Origin of the sequence: Microcoleus sp. Pol1C5, assembly GCF_036701115.1 — a bacterium.
Taxonomy (GTDB): Bacteria; Cyanobacteriota; Cyanobacteriia; order Cyanobacteriales; family Microcoleaceae; genus Microcoleus.
On sequence record NZ_JAUBQE010000012.1, the window covers coordinates 93,666 to 112,173 of the forward strand.

Annotated in this window: 13 protein-coding genes; 7 read left to right on the forward strand and 6 right to left on the reverse strand. The window is 45.9% G+C overall.

What is annotated here, in order from left to right:
- The first annotated feature begins 29 nt into the window (after nucleotides 1–29).
- The 6 genes from QUA23_RS09360 to QUA23_RS09385 are packed head-to-tail and all read left to right on the forward strand — an operon-like array spanning nucleotide 30 to nucleotide 6,374.
- Nucleotides 30–743 carry a hypothetical protein gene (locus QUA23_RS09360; RefSeq protein WP_333075426.1) on the forward strand — a complete coding sequence of 238 codons (714 nt, stop codon included), beginning with the start codon at nucleotides 30–32 and terminating at the stop codon, nucleotides 741–743.
- Nucleotides 716–1,423 carry a hypothetical protein gene (locus tag QUA23_RS09365; RefSeq protein WP_333075427.1) on the forward strand — a complete coding sequence of 236 codons (708 nt, stop codon included), beginning with the start codon at nucleotides 716–718 and terminating at the stop codon, nucleotides 1,421–1,423. Before QUA23_RS09360 ends, QUA23_RS09365 begins: the two co-directional genes overlap by 28 nt.
- Nucleotides 1,416–2,150, forward strand: a complete 735-nt coding sequence (locus tag QUA23_RS09370; RefSeq protein WP_333075428.1) for a hypothetical protein — start codon at nucleotides 1,416–1,418, stop codon at nucleotides 2,148–2,150. Before QUA23_RS09365 ends, QUA23_RS09370 begins: the two co-directional genes overlap by 8 nt.
- A gap of 40 nt (nucleotides 2,151–2,190) precedes the next feature.
- Nucleotides 2,191–3,003: a ThiF family adenylyltransferase gene (locus QUA23_RS09375; RefSeq protein WP_333075429.1), complete on the forward strand. Its 813-nt coding sequence runs from the start codon at nucleotides 2,191–2,193 to the stop codon at nucleotides 3,001–3,003.
- A 10-nt stretch (nucleotides 3,004–3,013) separates the two neighbouring features.
- Nucleotides 3,014–4,807, forward strand: coding sequence for an AAA family ATPase (locus QUA23_RS09380; protein WP_333075430.1), 1,794 nt, complete (start codon nucleotides 3,014–3,016; stop codon nucleotides 4,805–4,807).
- Nucleotides 4,779–6,374: a DUF2357 domain-containing protein gene (locus tag QUA23_RS09385; RefSeq protein ID WP_333075432.1), complete on the forward strand. Its 1,596-nt coding sequence runs from the start codon at nucleotides 4,779–4,781 to the stop codon at nucleotides 6,372–6,374. The genes QUA23_RS09380 and QUA23_RS09385 overlap by 29 nt, the downstream gene beginning before the upstream one ends.
- A gap of 319 nt (nucleotides 6,375–6,693) precedes the next feature.
- On the opposite strand, the gene QUA23_RS09390 is transcribed toward QUA23_RS09385, so the two are convergent.
- Complete coding sequence (locus QUA23_RS09390) at nucleotides 6,694–6,924, reverse strand: hypothetical protein (protein ID WP_333075433.1); 231 nt, start codon at nucleotides 6,922–6,924, stop codon at nucleotides 6,694–6,696.
- Nucleotides 6,925–7,069: 145 nt separating this feature from the next.
- Here QUA23_RS09390 and QUA23_RS09395 point away from each other — a divergent pair, with 145 nt between their 5' ends.
- On the forward strand, nucleotides 7,070–10,972 hold the full coding sequence (locus tag QUA23_RS09395) for a hypothetical protein (protein WP_333075435.1): 3,903 nt from the start codon (nucleotides 7,070–7,072) through the stop codon (nucleotides 10,970–10,972).
- 217 nt (nucleotides 10,973–11,189) lie between these two features.
- Here the strand turns inward: QUA23_RS09395 and QUA23_RS09400 are convergent, their stop codons facing one another.
- From QUA23_RS09400 to QUA23_RS09415, 5 genes are all read right to left on the reverse strand, one after another.
- Complete coding sequence (locus tag QUA23_RS09400) at nucleotides 11,190–13,280, reverse strand: WD40 repeat domain-containing protein (RefSeq protein ID WP_333075436.1); 2,091 nt, start codon at nucleotides 13,278–13,280, stop codon at nucleotides 11,190–11,192.
- A gap of 7 nt (nucleotides 13,281–13,287) precedes the next feature.
- Nucleotides 13,288–13,827 (reverse strand): transposase, encoded by a 540-nt coding sequence (locus tag QUA23_RS09405; protein WP_333075437.1) that lies wholly within the window; start codon nucleotides 13,825–13,827, stop codon nucleotides 13,288–13,290.
- Nucleotides 13,827–14,138, reverse strand: coding sequence for a transposase (locus QUA23_RS31025; RefSeq protein WP_445243483.1), 312 nt, complete (start codon nucleotides 14,136–14,138; stop codon nucleotides 13,827–13,829). Before QUA23_RS31025 ends, QUA23_RS09405 begins: the two co-directional genes overlap by 1 nt.
- 334 nt (nucleotides 14,139–14,472) lie before the next feature.
- Nucleotides 14,473–16,833 (reverse strand): beta-propeller domain-containing protein, encoded by a 2,361-nt coding sequence (locus QUA23_RS09410; RefSeq protein ID WP_333075438.1) that lies wholly within the window; start codon nucleotides 16,831–16,833, stop codon nucleotides 14,473–14,475.
- On the reverse strand, nucleotides 16,826–18,346 hold the full coding sequence (locus QUA23_RS09415; protein WP_333075440.1) for an ATP-binding protein: 1,521 nt from the start codon (nucleotides 18,344–18,346) through the stop codon (nucleotides 16,826–16,828). The genes QUA23_RS09410 and QUA23_RS09415 overlap by 8 nt, the downstream gene beginning before the upstream one ends.
- Nucleotides 18,347–18,508 lie beyond the last annotated feature (162 nt).

Genomic DNA, 18,508 nt, shown 5'->3' on the forward strand with positions numbered 1-18,508 from the left:
GCTGCAATCATTTTTTAGTCTAAACTACAGTGAACACCTATCAGCTACTCAGTCTTTATCAACAATTGTTTCCTTTGGAATGGGAAAAAAGCCAATCGGAACTCTACTCGGAAGATGAAAATCACAGTCCGAAGGAATTGGAGTTTATTTCGCTAGTTAACGAACATTTATTTCCCATTGACGACATAATTTTAGAGGGCGCTTATGAAGAGCGCCTCTATCAAATTCCTGTCTCACCCAAAGGAATAGATTGGCAAGACCATGAAGAAGGAATTGACGCATTGCGAAGCGGATGGCAGATATTACTGCCACTTTCGCAGTCAGGTCGGTGGTGGTTGGAATCGGTAGCAGGCGATGAAGGAGAATCGTGGTACGAATGTACGTTTGGATACAGCTTGAAAGACATTGCACATCCCGAAAAAACTAACTTCAAACTTCTCAAGAGATTAGCCCGTCGCGTTGCACCTCCTATCAGCGATTTGCCTACAGCCTTAACACTCCTTGACTTAGAAACAGGAAATATTTGGCTAGACCAAAGTGTTTGCTGTGAAAGTTACTGGCATCGCAATTTTAAATCAAGACCCTGGACGATTCAAGAGATTAAGTTCCTAGCAAGTGAATGGAAGAAAGCCACTCAGCTACTAGATAAAGCCGGCGACTTGATTGACTGGATTGAATCTGAGCCTAACACCAATTTCTCACACCTCTTAGCATTATGGAATCTGACATTACATCTGAAATAATTCGAGAGGTACTGGAAATAGCCCCCCGAAAATTGTCCACAATTCAAGCCGAACTTCTCTTTATTGAGGGCGGTACTTACATTTTTCACTATCAATCGGGGGACAGTTCCAAGTACAAATGCCTGTCTCCAGCAACTCTGCGAGCAGCTTTTGCCAATACACCCATTGATTCGGGTTGGATAAACCCTGAATCGGGGATAGTACGTTGGGGAACTGGCAGCGCCGGGGAATGGACAATCAAATTCGTGCTACCTCAGAAACACGAAATAAATTTGTTGGAATCAAAGCACTTAGTTTCTTTACCAGCATTGGTCTTCTTGGGGTTGAAATCTGATTACTGGGTTTGGGCAATTAAAGGCTCTAAATTTGACCCGGAAGCAGATGCTTTTCACGTTCCGCTGCCCAACGTCTATTTGCATTCCTATCAACCCTGTGGACGCATCTGCTGGGGAGATAATAAACCGCCTGTAGCTTCGCCCAATACTATTAAAAAAGCTTGGGAATTGTTCATCTCTAGTCCCTTCAACGGACATTTGAGTGACGGCAAATCTAGGGCGCAACCCAGTGACGTGCGCTTGCAGCTCGAAAAAGCAGTTAAACGTTCATCTTACCCAGTTAAAGATTTAGTCAGCACGAACCAAATAATTGCCAAATTAGTTTCAGCAATAACTGATGATTGAACCACCTAAAGTGAATCACTACAACTTAGAATTTGTCGCTTATAAGATTGTCAAACTCGGAGACAATCTGCCGTTTCACTCTAGCAGTATGTTCGAGTATCTGATTGGCAGCAATGGCATCTTTGTTAGAGCGGTTAGACTGGGGTTAGAAGTGATAATTCCGGTGGAAAATTTTACCGCGTCAATCAGAGGATTAGAACCGATTGAGCCTTTAGTCCGATTAACTCCCGGACGAATCCCTCAGCAGATACTCATCCAAATGTGGAAAGAAAGTTGTATCGCCGCGCTTGCAGAACCACCGTTAGAAATCACTTTCCACATTCATCAGGAACAAGGACAATGGCGGCTCGTAATTCCAGAGCAAACGCAAAGTTCTGCTAAATGTAGAGCAATTGAATACGGTTTAGATTCTTCGTACATTAACGCCACTGTAGAGGTACATTCGCACAATCGGATGGCGGCTTTCTTCTCGGGTGCAGATGATGCCGATGAAGGGGGTTTCCGCATTTTCGTAGTTTTAGGGAGAGTGACTGAATCGAGCGCTGAAATTATTTGCCGCGTGGGAGTTTATCGGCAATTCTGGCACATTCCTGCTGACTGGATATTTGAATTGCCGAGTTTCATTGCAGATGTTACTACAGGCGACAGGAAAAAAGACGATTCGATTTCTAAATTTTACTCCAGTTCTGTCGCGCCATCTTTGTTAGATGACCCCATCGAATTGTAAACAACATTTGGAGATTTACCTCATGTTTAATTAGGATTATTTGTCAGCTTCGCCTTTGATTGTCAGACAAGCTGATTCGATTGATTTTTGGCTAATTGGGGCGGGAGGAACGGGTTCTTGGCTGTCTTACCATATTGCACGGCTGGCACGGAGTTTGGGTAAGTCGGGGAAAAAGGTGCAATTTGCGATCGCAGATCCCGATCGAGTTGAATTCGCCAACATCAGCAGGCAAGCTTTCTGCGATAAGGAAATCGGACTGCCCAAGGCGCAAGCTCTAGCGTTGAGATACTCTATCGCTTGGGGAGTTGACACGACGGCTTTCGTGCAGGAATTTGACCCCAAGCTAATCCGCTACGCCTACGACAAACTGACCATCCTGGTGGGGTGCGTGGATACAGCAGCCGGGAGAGCGGCAATTAATCAGGCTCTGGAGTTAAACCAATTTTACAGCCGTTCTGAAATTCCCCGCGTGTGGTATCTGGATTGCGGAAATCATGCAGCAGCCGGACAAATTTTGCTGGGCAGTTCTTTGGAAACTGACCCGGAGTTCTATAATTTTGGGGGGCTGGGATGTGCTAGGCTGCCATCTCCGGTGCTCCAGGCTCCTGACCTTTTGAAACCGAAACCTGAAGAGTTGACAAATAATCTATCTTGTGCTGAGATGGCAGTGCTGAATGTGCAGAGCGAGAGCGTGAATGTTCGAGTGGCGGCTGAGGCGGCGGATTATTTGTACCGGATGGCTGCGGGCAATCTCAAGCGGTTTGCGACCTATTTTGATTTGGAGAGTGGGACGGCGCGATCGCTCTACATTACCCAGCAGTCGGTATGTGCTGTGTTGAAATCTAAAGCTTGATATCAAGACTTTGGAAAAGATAGAGGGAATACTAGAGTTGGTTCCTATTTATGATTTATTTATGTTTACAAAGCCATTTTCAGAGATTTTCTCAAATAGCGAAGAGGCCAAGAAAGCATTTAAATTCTTAAAAAACACTCTAAACCTCTTAGGTGTTAATGATGCTAAAGACTCAGAGTTCCGTTTGAGCATAAAACTGGGTCTCTCTCACCCAGATCATCTTCTGGAACTATTGAAGGTAATAGGGGTCGAGAGCTTTGAAGATTTTCGCTATCAAGAGATAGTGGCATTAGTAGATCCTGTGACATTAGTCAACTACTTTTGTTTCAGTAAGTGGATTTTGACTCTTGACTTCAAGGGGTGGCGAGTATGCACATTTTCACGTCCGCCTGAATGGAAACTCATTGTTCCATTCGTTGGAAACCCGAAGATAACTACAAAAAAAGCACCAGAACATCAAAGAATACCCGAGCAACTAAAAGGATCTAATTATCGAGTGTTGAATACATACTTAATGAAGTTTCCTTGGACTGGAACTGCAAAAGAAACGTATGAAAAGGCGCTGGAGACCTATAGAAATTCAGAGGAGAATCGTTCGCCGATGGAAGAGAGTCCTTATCACCACACGCTTGCAGAAGCGGTATTTGACTCCCAGAAACTAGAAGACCTGTTATGTAAAAAGTTGCCAGGGTGGACAGAGGATGAGGATGAGGATGAGGATAAGCCAGCAGCCCAGGTGCTGGCGTTAGTGAACCAAAAACCGTCTGGGCTAGATTTAACTACTCCATCTTTGAAGGACATTCAACAGCAAGTTGTTAAACAGGGATTGCGAATAGATGAGCGTTCGCTACGACTTTATCACCTGGCACTACAGCAAGTTGTTAAACAGGGATTGCGAATAGATGAGCGTTCGCTACGACGTTATCACCTGGCACTACAGACTCGAAAGTTCGTCATCTTGTCCGGGGTTAGCGGGATAGGAAAAACCTGGTTGACCCGGGCATATGCAGAAGCCATAAGTGCAGAGTACCTGTTAATGCCAGTAGCTCCAAACTGGACAACTAATGAAGACTTATTAGGATATTTCAACCCGATCGCTCAGAAATATCATGATACGGAGTTCAGCAGCTTTTTGAGAAAAGCAGCGGCAGAATACAACCAGGCAGAATCGAAAAAGCAACAGGCAAAGCCTTATCACTTTGTTTTGGATGAAATGAATTTAGCGAGGGTCGAGTACTACTTTGCAAAGTTTCTGTCTGCAATGGAAGTGCGAATGCGAGAGGGAACCGCACGGATTGAGTTAGGGTCAGGCGAAGAAATACCACAGAGCGAGCTATTATTGACACCAAACCTTTATTTTATTGGTACGGTCAACGTGGATGAGACAACTCATGGATTTGCTGATAAGGTTTACGACCGCGCCCAACTAATTGAATTGACTATTAATGAGCAGCAGTTGAGGGATTATCTGGTAAAAACAGCTTGTAATAGTGACTGTGCTAAGGTACTAATGGAAGTCTGGAAGGATGTTCACCCTGTTGCGCCGTTTGCATTCCGGGTCATGGATGAGATAGTAACATACGTAAAAGAAGCTGAAAAACTGAGCGTGCCGTGGAATGAAGCCTTAGATGAACAGTTGCTCCAAAAAGTATTGCCTAAGTTTAAAGGAGTAGATAGTCGTGTTGGAGAAGCATTAAAAAAGTTTTTAAAGATTGCAAATAACAATAACTTAGAACTGAGCCTTAAAAAAACCGAAGATATGCTGAATAAATTTAATGAACATGGATTTACCTCATACTTCTAGTAAGTTAGGGTTTTGCACCGACAAAGGCGAGAGTTTGGATAGGCCAAAGGAGTGGCAACGAGCGCTGATCGAGGTGCGTTTGCCATTTGACCAGTGGTCACAGGTAAAGTTGTTTCGGCAAGGTCGTCAGCTAGATGTGCAACGGCGCATTATCCACGGTCAGGATTGCATAGTTGCAGAGTGGGAACGGTCAGACCCTGGCTATTATCAGTTGCGCTTAGAGTGTGGAAGTACAGTTGAAGAGCGGATCGTCACGGTTCTACCGGAGAAGATTACACTGGATGCCTTTACTCAATTACTAACCGATTTATCAATGGAGTTGCCAGCAGCAGTGGCAGTGGCACTACAACGGGTTGGAGCATTTGGCAATTTAGTGTTCCGAATGCCACAGGAAACGACGGTAGCAGAGGAACTTAACCGCCTACGACGAACGATTTTGGGTACAAAGGAACGACCCGGATTGCAAAGTCTTTTACCAAAGTTAGCACTTGACCCGCATCAAGTCCTGCGATCGCAGGAGGTATGGGTTCCGCAGGCTCAGGCACGGCGGCTTTCCATCAGCGGATTACCCCAGGCAATGCGGGGTCACAATCTGGACAAATTTGGTAAACCAGTGCGTGTCCTCGACTGTCGGGTGGAGCATACGTTGGATGTGTATGAAAACCGTCTGGTGAAGTTGTACGTGCATCAAGTTGAGCGGCGATTGCTGCGACTAGAGCGGTGGCTGAATGAGCTAATGTTGCTGCCATCCCGCAATGATTACAGCGACTGTATCCAAGAGCTACAGAGGTTGGTAAAGAGTCTAAGCGATGCTAAGAGACAGGCACATTTTCTCTCGGAAGTCAGCTTACCGCAGTCTTTGAGCAACCAGTTGACAATGGTGTTCCTAAAGCGTCCTGCTTACCGGGCAGCCCTAGAGGGCTTTTTGGAGTTTTGCAGACAGATGGAAGTCCGATTGGAGCAATCGGCGCTGGATGTGCCGTTGCAAAATCTACCATACCTGTATCAACTATGGGGAACACTTCAAGTAATCCAGGTATTGCTGAAAGTTGCAGCAGAGCAAGGATATCGGTTAAAGCACAATCGGTTGACATACCCGATTGAAAACGAGTTGGTGGTGGTGCTACCAAACGGAGAAATAGCCGTAGAACTGGTGCATCCACAGACCGAAGTATCGGTGACGCTTACCCCGGAGCGTACCTTTGCAACCGACCCAAGTGCAGCCACCTACAGCATTAGCTTTGACCAGCGCCCAGATATTGTCGTCGAGGTAAGACATCCGTCTAGCCAAGTTCCTAGAATTTATCTATTCGATCCGAAGTACAAGGTAGATTCGCGAGGAGGTTGTAAAGTTCCTCTCAAACAGGACATTGACAAGATGCACAGCTATCGAGATGCCATTCGTGGAGTCGGTGGGGTGCAAGTAGTTCAATATGCAGCTATCTTGTACCCTGGGAATTATGTGCAATATGATGAGGGGTTACAAGCACTACCCACAGACCCTTTGTTAGTTGGGGAACTGCACAAACATCTCCGCCGAGTCTTTGAATCAGCGATGAATTCCTAATTAAGGAAATAGTGCTGTAATTAGGAAAGTAAAAAACTCCTACCCTATTAAGCCAATACCTACCTAATCGAACTGCTTCATATTTCCTACGCCTACAACGCGAATTTGTTGTAAAAATTCACGATGAGCAGGAACCTAAACAATCAAACCTGCATGAAAACTCTCCAAAGAACGTTTTGTCGCAAACTGTCCCACCGCAATTGCTTACTCAATGGAAAATTTTCCATTGAATAAGCCAAGCTCAAAGATCGTATAAGGGCGACTACCGCCGCCCCCTCGAAGCAAACACCCCATGCCTCTGCTATGTGTCCCCCTACGCCTAAACCCTATCTATATATGTAGGGTCAGCCTGAACTCGCTCATCAAAGTCCATATTCTCCCATTCTGTAATAACTCTCCCCGGTCTGTCCATCAAATCCGCAGGAGCGCTGCTGGGACGCACGAAGGGATATTTATCCTCATCTTCAGGAGCGATCGCCAATTCCACCAGCTCAGTATCTTCATCTTCAAACAGAGCCGGATTAACAATTGTATCAACCTTTAGTTCCATTTCAATCACCTCAAAAACACTTCCAACGGTCAACACTTGACTGAGTTTCAACCTGTTAAGGCTTAGATAGACTTTTCTTACCTGCCTTACCAACTGTTTCAACAATTCCTATTCTAACACCTCAATTCTAGGGAGAAATCAACTCATGGTCGCCACAGTTGTTACCGAACAAGGACTCAAGATTCCCGTTTTTGATGCTGCTTACACTGATGCCAAAGGTCGAAATGCAGGCAAATTTTTCAACAACCCAGAAATCCTGCGCCACTCAATTTTGCAAGCAATGTTTCAACCAGAGGAACTGAAGACATTAATGATTGTCAAACTTGACAAATCCAATCCAGATCCTCGCCAATTACGCGCCAGCATCCACGACCCAGAAGATGGCATCAAGCGACGCATGATATTTCAATCTGGAAATAGCTATTACTTTGGTGACGAAACCCTAGCCAAAAAGATAGGAGACTTATTCGTAACCGAAAAAGACACTGCTTGTCGCTACGGTTCCCTTCTCGTCAGCACTTGTATGTCCGGCGTATCAGAATGCGACAACCTGCGAGTAAAAATTGTTGATTTCACCGACCCGCAATATTCTAAATATCGAACCGGAGACTGTCACGGTGCCATCAGTTCCGAATTACTCAAAAGCATCGGCGGCGAGAAAAATCGAGCCAGCCAATTCCGTTTCGCTTGGCTACGCAGTTGGAATTCAGAAAATACAGAATCCACACCCCAAGTCAGCTTTCTGGCTAAAGGAACCCTCCGTCCCGATGACAATTTACTCGACTCCGACGCCGACTCTAAAGGGAACAAACCTCAACTTATTTTAGACCGTTCCAGCATCAAAGGCATCAATAAAAAACAACTCAAAGAACTCATTCCTTGTGGGGATTACGAATTACCTAAAGCCATCCTTGGAAACCGCAAAAACAGTCAAATCGGCATCACCCAAACAAGCTGGCAGTCTACTGGAGTTTGGTTCGACGAAGAAGCCCAAAGGCAAGACTTAGTACCAACAACTAAAGCCGAAGCCCAAAGACTGGCAGCACTGCAACGCGACCCCATGAAATTGCGCCAAGCGATGATTGAAGATTATGACAAGCGCGAAGCATTTTTAGCGCGTTTGAACGAAAGAAAACTTAAAGAACAGCCGGAAAAGTTATCAACTACAAGTGACGACGAAATTAACGGTGATAGCGAGGAAAGTACCGAGGATAAAAAGCGGGAAAGACAGGACATCCAGATGCTCAAAGCCGATAAATTCGGACTGATGATAGGCAGTCCCGAATTCACCAATATGGCAGAAAGGTGGCTGGCATCCAAATGGCGAAATCTGGCAACCAGGGGAGCTTTATCAATGACTTCGGGAATGGCTCTACCCTGCGAAGATTTACCCAAAGGCACGGTTTGCGCTAACCATTTAGAAGAAGGAGAATGCGTTCAAGGTCGATTCCCAATTCTCAACAAAGATGGTCTGAGGATATATCAAAATGTACACGCAAAAACCCTGGAAAATATTCCAGAGGAAACCCGTGCTGTCATGTCGAAAATCAAAGGGGTAATTTGGTTCAATCCCAAAGACTTAGAAAAGTTCCATCAAGGAGACTTTGACGGTGACGAACCGTTTGGCATCGAATCTCGAAAAATCCCTCAAATTGCCCAACAAATCTTACCAGCACAAGACGGATTATTTGACTTCGGAGAAGTGGTACAAGCGGAGAAAGTTCCCTATACTAAAGCTCGGTATCGAGAAGACGACCCCGAAGTCAGAGAAGGTAAAGTTAAAGCAGGTCAACGCAAATTTACCACCCTAGAACAAATTGGAGTTGCCAGCTCTCAAAATGAAGTCGGAATCGTCGCCTTAGCCATTGGCAAAGTAGCAGCAGCACTCCCCAACCCCGGGGAAGATGAAAAGCTATTTCTCAAGCAGCAAAAGCGATTTATCGCTGCTCTCAGCATCATGGAACAGTACGAAGTTGACTACCAGAAAAACTCGCTGCGGGGTAAAGATGCCAAAGAAGTGAAAGAGAAAACAGGTTTAAATCCCGACACTTTACTAGAAAAAGTAGATGAATGGTGCGAGAAACACAAAAGCTGCACTTACTTTTTCCAGTACAAAGGAGACGATCGACTGTACAAACAATTTCCCATGCCTGCTGACTTCCCCAATCCTGTTTACGTCCTAGCCAAAGAAGCCGTTAACCCTTATTGGGAACTGACGCGGCTCATCCACCGGAACCGAGATGAATTTCAGCACATTCTTCCCCCGATTCCGGCTCATCTAATCGTGTCGAAAGACAATCGCAAGCAACTGGATGCAGCAGGCATTGAGTATGAAAAAGAAGGGAAGGAATTGCACGTTCCCTATGAGTACAAAAATGCCTTGGTAGAGAGAGGAATCGAGTACCGACACAGCAAAGAAAATGACCTACCTTGGGAAGAAAACGAGTTACAATGGGCGAAAGACCTGGTGCAGCGCTTTCAAGAGGACAAAAGCATTATCTACGATCGCACTGGCAGCGATATCAAAGCTCGAAAAGAGGAAATGGGCAAACTTTATGACAGTTATCGAGCGGAGATTGACGAAATTTGGGATACTCCTGAAAGAAAAACCAGGGCTGCTCATGCCTTATTCCAAGCTACCCACACTTCCGATAACCTGAGCAAACACCGGACAATCTGCCAGAAGGTGGCAGAGAAATTGGAAATTACCTTTTCCCTCCAAGAAGACTACGAATTGCTCCACGAAGCCTTACCGCGAGATGTCTACGTCCTGCAAGTTCCTTTCCAGAAAGTGAAAACTAAAGACGGCAGAACCATTGACCTTCCTAACCAATGGAAAGACGCACTCGATAGCAAAGGTATTGAATACGAAGCCACTGCTCATCCCGAATTGCCGTTAGTTGAATTCGCCTTCAAAAACTTACCCCAGAGCATGGTGGCGAAACTAGATGGCAAATATGGAGATAATTCCAACGACCATATCGACACCGACTCTTTGAAAGTAACCAACTACTCCGGTAATGAAACCAGACTCCTCATCGTCCCTCCCGTCGATTGTCGGTGGATTGAGTCTCAAGATAAAGCAGGTAGAGGCGCACTTGTCTACAAATTATTCATGGATGAAATCTCCGATGCTTTGTCAAATTATCGGGTAAATCAAATAGAAGTAGTCAATGTCAAACATCCCGATAACGATTACTCAGAGGAAGATTTCTCCAAGTCAAAATGGAAGGATCGGAAAGTAACTCTGCAAGTGGGAACGATAGACTTACCTCCCACTCACGAGAAATATTACCGATTTCAAGGCACTCCCATTATCCAGTTGGACGGGAAAAACTTGGGTACATTTTCCCCCGAAAGTCCTAAGTTGCCCCCTGGAACCACTTTTGAGGCGACGCTTTCCCCCGACAAAGGCGGCAGGTCAGTTATGCTGAAAGTCGATCGCGAATCAATTCGGTTGCCTGAAATTCAATTGCCCGCGATCGATTCACCTGAAGTAGCTCAGAGTTCTGAGTTGGCGAAGCCTGCAGGAAACGCGATTCGCTCAGCGATCCGCCCAAACGGAATCGCTCAAAACAGTAGCACGTACCAACCGCCAAAATTCCAACAAGAACCTGCTTCAAAACCAGAAACGGCAGTTAATAACGGAAAGGGCGACACCACTAACGCTAAAGCTGACAACTGGCGGCTTTCTCTGCAAGACACGCTCTTTAGCGTCGTGTCGGAAACATACAAGCAACGGCGATGCCCACAGGCGGCGACGGAGCGATCGCACCTTCCTTCCGATAGCACTCAGCACTTTAAGTTTGGCGACAACCAATGGACAGCTTACGTGCAGCCTAATGGGGATTGCTTTGTCAGAAACGAGTCCAAGCGCACCGTGTTTAAAGCCAACGTTAACACCGGGGAGGTTCAAATTCCCCTGACAGAGCAAGCAGCGGCTTGTTTTCAAGAGATGATTGTAGAACGGGAAAAAGCTTTGTCCCAGTCCCGAATTACTTTCACGCCTGCACCTGAATCGAAACCGAGGGAATTGGAAATGGTTTAGTCGAGAGGGGTGGTTGGGTTTTAGGGGGCGATCGCATAGAAGTTCAGTGGGAAATTTTCCATTGCCTTTTGTCACTCGCTTGCTACACATTAGCCTACATTTAGTCCCCCCTGGCTGCTTGTACCGACACGAGACTGAAAAAACGGGTTGAAAAAGAAGGATAAGGCAATCGCCAGAGTGGATGTGATAACTGAGGAGCGCATCGGGGTTGACTGCATCACATTCCTTCCAAACGCAGAAAATGCACTCTTCCTGATTCTTCACCCGCAAAAATCGTCACTCCATCTGGTGTGACAGCGCAAGCATCAAGCGGACTATCGCCAACAAAACTAGCGATAATATCACCGCTTTCCAGATTCCACAGTTTTAAAGTACCATCCCATGAGGTTGAGATAGCGCCTAGACCGTTTGGTAGTACCGCTACTGAACTGACAACGTGAGTATGACCAAACAGAGTCCGCAAGGTCTTACCAGTATTGAGATCCCAAAGTTTCAAGGTTTTGTCAGCCCCGGCAGAGATGGTCTGCCGCTTTCTAGGAATCAATGCTACTCCAAAAACTGGGCCATTGTGACCGGATAAGGTACGCAATGGCTTGCCGCTGCTAAGGCTCCACAGTGTTAGAATGCCGTCCCATGAAGCAGAAACTGCTTGCCGTCCATCTGGCAATACTGCGACTGCCATGACTGCGCTAGCATAACCAGTAAGGGTGCGTAATACCTTGCCGTTGTTGAGATTCCAGAGTTTCAGGGTGGCGTCGATTGAAGCTGAAAGTGCCTGTTGACCATCTGGCAACGCAGCTACTCCGGTGATTCCGCTGACGTGGCCAGACAGGGTACGCAATACCAAACCATTGTCTAAATTCCATAGTTTCAGCGTGAAGTCATCGGAAGTAGAAACTGCTCGCCGCGCATCTGCCAAGACCGCCACCGCACAGACTCCGTTAGTATGACCCAACAAGGTGCGAATTTCTGCCCCTCTGTCCAAATCCCACAGCTTTAAAGTCTTGTCCTCTGAAGCAGAAATCGCTCGTTTTCCGTCGGGCAGGACTGTTACTGCTTTGACCTTTTTAGTATGGCCAGACAAGTTTAGCCATGCTGTGTCAATCTTTAGATTCCACAATTTCAGGGTGCCGTCATCTGAAGCTGAGATGACCATTTTCCCATCGGGCAGCACTGCCACTGTTCTGATTCCTTGGGCATTATTCGATAGGGTAGACACTTCTGCTGCACTATCTAAATCCCAGACTTTTATGCTGTTGTCCCAAGAGGCTGAGATGACTCGTTTCCCATCGGGCAGTACCGCCACAGCTCTGACTCCGGCAATATGACTAGATATGGTGCGTAATGCTGTACCACTGTTTAGCTCCCATAATTTCATAATGCCGTCCCCGGCACCAGAAACCGCACGCTGACCGTCCGGTAGTAACGCAACTGTCGCAACCCCTCTGTTGTGACCTAATAGAGTGTGTAATGTTTTACCACTACTAAGCTCCCACAATTTCAAAGTGCCGTCATTTGCGGCTGAAACCACCTGCTGACCCTTTGGTAACGCTGCTACTGCCATCACCCCATATTCTGGGTTATGCCCGGACAGGGTACGCAACAACTCACCGCTGTTGAGATTCCACAATTTCAGAGTCCCGTCTTTTGAAGCTGAGACTGCCTGACGTTTTTCTGGCAATACCGCTACTGCCATCACCCCACAAGCATGACCCGACAGAGTGAGCAATTCCTTCCCAGTGTTGAGATTCCACAATTTCAAAGTGCCATCGTCTGACGCTGAGACTGCCTGCAACTCATCTGGCAGCACTGCTACAGACATAACTGGTTCAGTATGTCCCGACAGGGTACGCACTACTTCTCCAGTTTTGAGATTCCACAATTTCAAAGTGCCATCATCTGATGCTGAAACTGCTTGCAGCCCGTCTGGAAACACTGCCACTGCGTTGACCCCGCCAGTATGTCCTACCAGGGTACGCAGCAATCGTTCGCTCGGTTGCGTTAGGCTGGGCGTTAATGGGCGGAACCAGGGGGCTGCTTTCCACTGTTTCGCTTGCTCCAGCAGCACCTGGATTTCTGGTGCTTTGTATGAAAGCAAGCGACCCAGCAGTTGTCCAACTAGTTGCGTTTTATCTTGCTCCAGGATGTGCGCTGACAGCCGGAGTGCGCCTTGAATTAATCTCAGATTGTCTGCATTGCGGTTCACCTGTTCCCCAGAGGTTGAGAGGTCGAGTGTGAAGGCAAGGTCGTAATCTTCAATTAGTGGCTGCGGCTCCAAAGCTGAAACCTTGGCTTCTATAGAACCCATTTGACATCTAGCTATGCGCTAAACGCTTGAGCATTAGTCGAATGAAACAAAGGTTAAGCTTGGCAGTGGCATGGCTGAGCGTCCTCTCAAAGTTCTTGACTAAACTTTTACAACGTTCCATCCAAGCATTTGAGCGCTCAATGACCCATCGAGTTGCGACTACGACAAATCCCGTTTTTCCAAGTGCTGCTTTTTCGGCTTTTGTCGGTTTGGGTGCCAGTTCAAATCGGATCTTGGTCATGATTTGGGGGTAGAGGTCTTGCAAAGCTGCCGTTATCATCTCTGGATGATAGCCATTGTCCAGCAGAATGGTGATCTTCGGGATATTGACTGGTTTGGCGCGAAAGTAGTCGAGATGCTGGCTCAACATCTCGATTAAGCCTTGATCATCGGAGACATTGGCTTTCGTGCAGTGAGTAAAAAACGGAAAGCCGAGTGTATCGACGGCGAGATGTCGTTTGATGCCGTTGGTACATTTGTAAAAGCAAAAGCCTTTGGACTCAACACTGGCATTGCAGGTATTCTTCACCGCTTGCGAGTCAATCATCAGCAACGTTGTCCACTTGGCTTTTTTTTGACTTGTTCACGCACTTGTCCATGTAAGATGGTCATCAGTGCCAGGAAAGCTCCTGCATCCCGCCACTGCTTGTAGTGCCAATATACGGTTGAGTAGGGTGGCAGATCTTTGGGTAAATCTTGCCAATTACAGCCATTCTTAAGTTGGTAGAACATGCCATCCAACAGTTCTCGTTTCGTCCAATCACAGGGTCTTGTCTGCTTCTTCAGCGGCAAGATCTGGGGCAGGAGGGGTTCAAGAATTTCCCATTCTTCGTCGGTGAGACTGCTGGAGTACGTCATGGTGAGTAGGATATGGCTTTTGCGCTACTTTAAGTCAACGGAATCAGAGATGTCAAATGGGTTCTATAAAATCGAAGTCGAGCAGCAAAGTGTGCAGACGGTCTAGTTGAGAAGACTCTACCAAGAGCTTTGGTAGATCCCGCAATCTATAAATCCGCGTTCCCTGTGGTAGTTGCTTTAAACGTTCTGCTAACTTACCCATCGTCAAACATCCCTTGCCACAGCCTATTTATTTCAAAATCTGCTTGTTATTTTGGATGCCAGGTGAACTGAAAGGATAAGGTGATCGCTTTCGTAAATGTGGGATCTAACGAGTGTATCCTTGTTGACTACATCACATCCCTTCCAAACGCAGGAAATGCACCCGCCCTGATAGCTCGCCTACAGCAATAATTCTCCCATCTGATGTCATGGCGCAGGACCATAGCGGAGCATCACCAATGAAATAATCGATAACTCTCCCACTTTTCACCTCCCAGACTTTGAGAACATCTTCTGAAACCGAGATAGCCCTCTGTCCATCCAGTGTTACTGCTACTGCCCTAACATCAGTATGACCCTGTAGAGTATGCAGTTTGACTCCAATTTTTAAATTCCAGACTTCAATAATGGCTTGCGAAGCACAGATCGCCCATTCCCCATCTGGTGTTACTGCAACCGCTCTAACCCAGTCCGTAGACCCTTTGAAAGTAGATGGGTTACCTTCACCGTTCAGTGTCCAAACTTCAAGAGTATTGTCGGATGAAGCAAAGATAACTTGCTTTTTATCCGTCGTAGTTACTGTTACGGACAAAACGTTAGTATTATCCCTATTAAAGGTGTGATGTACTTCTCCAGTTTCTAAATCCCAGATTTTTAGGGCATCTCGCGAAGTTGAGAATACCTGCCGATTATCCCGTGTCACTGTTGCTGAAAAGACGGTATCGGTATGATCTGTGAAGGTGCGACATATTTTTACACTCTTCAGATCCCACACTTCCAAAATATTTTTTTCAGCATAGATTGCCTGTTGATTATCTGGTGTTACTGCTAAGACGGTACCAGTATGACCCTTACAAGCGTGCTGTACCTTTCCAGTTTCTAACGCCCAAATTCTAAAAGTGCTGTCAGTTGAAGTCGAGATGGCTTGCTTCCCATCCGGTGTCGCTATCACCGCAGTAATTTCTCCAGGATGACTTATTGGAGGGAATCGTTCAGTTCCAGTTTCCAGATCCCAAACTTTAAGTGTATTATCGAGTGATGTTGAGATAGCTTGCTTTCCATCCGGCGTTATCACTATGTCCTTAACCCAGGCAGTGTGCCCTTGTGAAGTCAGTTGTTCTGCTTCATAAGCTAAGTTCCACACCTTGAGCGTTTTATCCGTTGAAGCTGAGATCATCTGTTTTCCATCCAGCGTTACAGCTATCGCTGTAACTCGGTTGGTCAGATCTTTAAAGCTACACAGTTCGGTTCCACACTCTACATCCCAGACTTTGAAAACTGTATCGGCTATTATCCCAGATGAATCTGAAGCAGAAATCACCTGCTTACCATTCGGTGTCACTGCTACTGCTGTAACTTCTCCTGTATGACCTTTGAGAGTGCGTAGTATTCTCCCAGTCTGCAAGCCCCAAATTTTAAGAGTACAATCAGCCGAAGCAGAAATTACTTTTTCCCCATCCGGCGTCACTGCTACTGCTGTGACTTCTCCCGTATGACCTTCGAGAGTGTGTAATATTTTCCCAGTCTGCAAGTCCCAAATTTTAAGAGTACAATCAGCCGAAGTGGAAATCACCTTTTGCCCATCTGGTGTTAATACTATTCGTCTGATCCAGAGAGTATGACCTTGCAGGATACAAAATACTTCTCCAGTTTCGCAATTCCAAATTTTGAGAGCATAGGCACCAAAAGCCGAGATAACCAACTGCCCATCTGGGGTAATTGCTACTGACCAGCCATTACTTGTTAGGTCTTTGAAGGTTCGCTCTTTGGTCGTATTTTTTAAGTTCCAGACACTGACAGTATCAGCCGAGGCAGAAATAGCGCGACATCCCTTTGGCGTTATTGCAATTGCCATTGCAGATTTAGCTACTATTGCCGTCATCTCTCTTGTATGGTCTTCAAGAGTTTGTAACATTTCCCCAGTCTTCAGATTCCAGATTCTAAGAGTTCGATCGACTGAAGCGGATATAGCGTGTTGTCCGTCTGGTGTTACTACTACATCTGTAACGGTTCTGGTATGACCTACCAGAGTTCGTACCAATCGGTTGCTAGGTTGCGTTAGGCTGGGGGTCAAGGGGCGCAACTTGGTATCTAATTGACACTGCTTTGCTGCCTGTTCCAATAGTAGTTTAATCTCAGATGCCTCCAATGGCGACAAGCGTCCCAGCAGTTGTGCCGTTAATCGCGTCTTATCCTGCTCCAGGATATGCGCGGACAACCGCAGCGCACTTTGAATTATTCTCAGATTCTCATCCTTACTCTTAACCCACTCTTCAGAATTTAAGATGTCAGGAATGAAAGCCAAATCATAATCTTCAATCAACGGTTGTGGCCCTAATTCAGAAACCTTGGCTTCAATGAAATCAAAATCTGTTAGCAGGATTTGCAGCCGATCTATTTGAGAAGACTCGGCCAGAAGTGTTGGTAGCTCCTTCAATTTATAAATTCGGCTGCCTTGTGGTAGTTGCTTTAAACGTTCTGCTAACTTACCCATCGCCGTACAAATCCTGCCATAAACTATCTGCCATCATAGTTTTTATCCCCTTAATTGTTATCCCCGCTTTCTCTACAATGTCCTTGCGGTTGAGAAAACGGCGGTAACTATCGTGATAAAGCCTGTAAAAGATTTGCTCGTATCGATCTAGTTTGTGTAAAAATTGTTTCCATTTATTCAGTACATATTGCACGGTAAATTCAGCTTCTTGTTCTCCCGTATGCTTGATGATTTCAACAATATCCTCATAGGGAATAGGGCTAAGTGTTTCCGACAGGATGTAGACAATTCTAAGCTTAGTGAGCGGCGGCGGGTCAGTGGTCATGCCCATGAGTTGCCAGTGATTCTCGTAATATGCTTCTAAACCCTGCGGTAAGCTTTCAATGCTTGCATCTTGGTAAATTCCATCCTCAATTTCTACTAGCACGCAGCGTAGATACATAAAGTTGTTTTCGCTCTTGTCGGCTAGTTGGGTGATGAAATCTTCGACTGTCAAGCCGCTACCCTCAATCCACTGGCGCAGTCGCTCATGCTCATTAACGTGCTGCCGAATATAGGCCCGGACATCTTGTAAGCTAAGGTCAGCGTATTCCTCTGCCATCAGGTCAAACAGGTGCTTCGGGGGGTCAACCACAAACAGAAGATCGACTCCCCGCCGCCGTGACATCACGAAGTAAACATTTTTAGGCAAGTAGCGGGGCAGGTAGAGGATGTTTGCGCTCTTTTCCTGGCTGTCTGGGTCAACTTCATCCAGCGCATCAATAACGATTACCAGTCGCTCTCCTGGCTTGAGTTGTTCGCTGACTTCAAACAGCAGTTTTCCCAAAAAAGTATTGTTTTGGTTCGCATCGGGCGGCAACTCCGAGTAGGGCAAGCGGTATTTGGCGATCAGTTGCGTGCAGACACTCTCTAGGAATTGGCTAGTACGATTGATACCTCCCAGGCGATCGTTGAAATGGGCTACGCATTCATGTCGTCGGACGTACTCGGCAAGTATTGTACTTTTTCCCATGCCGGGGTCGCCTTCGATGGTGAAATAACCCTTGGGCTTGTTGCTCAGGAAATCCTCAATCTTATCGAAAACGTATTTACGACCTACGAAACCTTCTGTCTTAATGTCAATCAGCGATCGGAACTGTCTGCGCCAGTCTGTAGCTGTTGCACCCACAACGGTTGCGGTGGAAGAATGGGAGTCTGATTCCTCTATCACTGGCTGCTCGTGGTACTTGCTTTCTAGCCATTCTCGTAATTTTTCTGCTTTGTGTGGGCCAGCGTTAATGAGTTCACGACAACCTTTTGGTTTTTGTTTGCCCCAAGTAAACTTGCCATAGATGCCTTTCCTTCGTTTTACATAAGCTGGCTTATCTAAGCCTCGATTTTCAAAAAGTTTTTCAATCTCCTTCTCAGCCTTTTGTTTATTTTTATCATCAAAGCGAATTAGAAAAACTTCTGTCTGCTCTGGAGATAAATCAAAATCATCAGCCATTTCTCTCAAAAAATTAATCCATGACATAAATAATCTCATTAACAGTAGGAAATATTTTTAGATTAGGATAAGTTTCCATTTCTAAGTGTAACTAACCTTACACTTAGTTTGCTTCTAAGTGTAAGCAATCGGTAACTGACTTTGAGAAAAATCAAGTTTATTGTGGATTTAAAGGTAAATTCAATAACC

Excerpts from the sequence above, each read along its gene's own strand:
- QUA23_RS09365 (WP_333075427.1), top strand. The coding sequence starts at position 716 with ATGGAATCTGACATTACATCTGAAATAATTCGAGAGGTACTGGAAATA.
- QUA23_RS09370 (WP_333075428.1), top strand. The coding sequence starts at position 1,416 with ATGATTGAACCACCTAAAGTGAATCACTACAACTTAGAATTTGTCGCT.
- QUA23_RS09385 (WP_333075432.1), top strand. The coding sequence starts at position 4,779 with ATGAACATGGATTTACCTCATACTTCTAGTAAGTTAGGGTTTTGCACC.
- QUA23_RS09390 (WP_333075433.1), bottom strand. The coding sequence starts at position 6,924 with ATGGAACTAAAGGTTGATACAATTGTTAATCCGGCTCTGTTTGAAGAT.
- QUA23_RS09395 (WP_333075435.1), top strand. The coding sequence starts at position 7,070 with ATGGTCGCCACAGTTGTTACCGAACAAGGACTCAAGATTCCCGTTTTT.
- QUA23_RS09400 (WP_333075436.1), bottom strand. The coding sequence starts at position 13,280 with ATGGGTTCTATAGAAGCCAAGGTTTCAGCTTTGGAGCCGCAGCCACTA.
- QUA23_RS09405 (WP_333075437.1), bottom strand. The coding sequence starts at position 13,827 with ATGATTGACTCGCAAGCGGTGAAGAATACCTGCAATGCCAGTGTTGAG.
- QUA23_RS31025 (WP_445243483.1), bottom strand. The coding sequence starts at position 14,138 with ATGACGTACTCCAGCAGTCTCACCGACGAAGAATGGGAAATTCTTGAA.
- QUA23_RS09410 (WP_333075438.1), bottom strand. The coding sequence starts at position 16,833 with ATGGGTAAGTTAGCAGAACGTTTAAAGCAACTACCACAAGGCAGCCGA.
- QUA23_RS09415 (WP_333075440.1), bottom strand. The coding sequence starts at position 18,346 with ATGTCATGGATTAATTTTTTGAGAGAAATGGCTGATGATTTTGATTTA.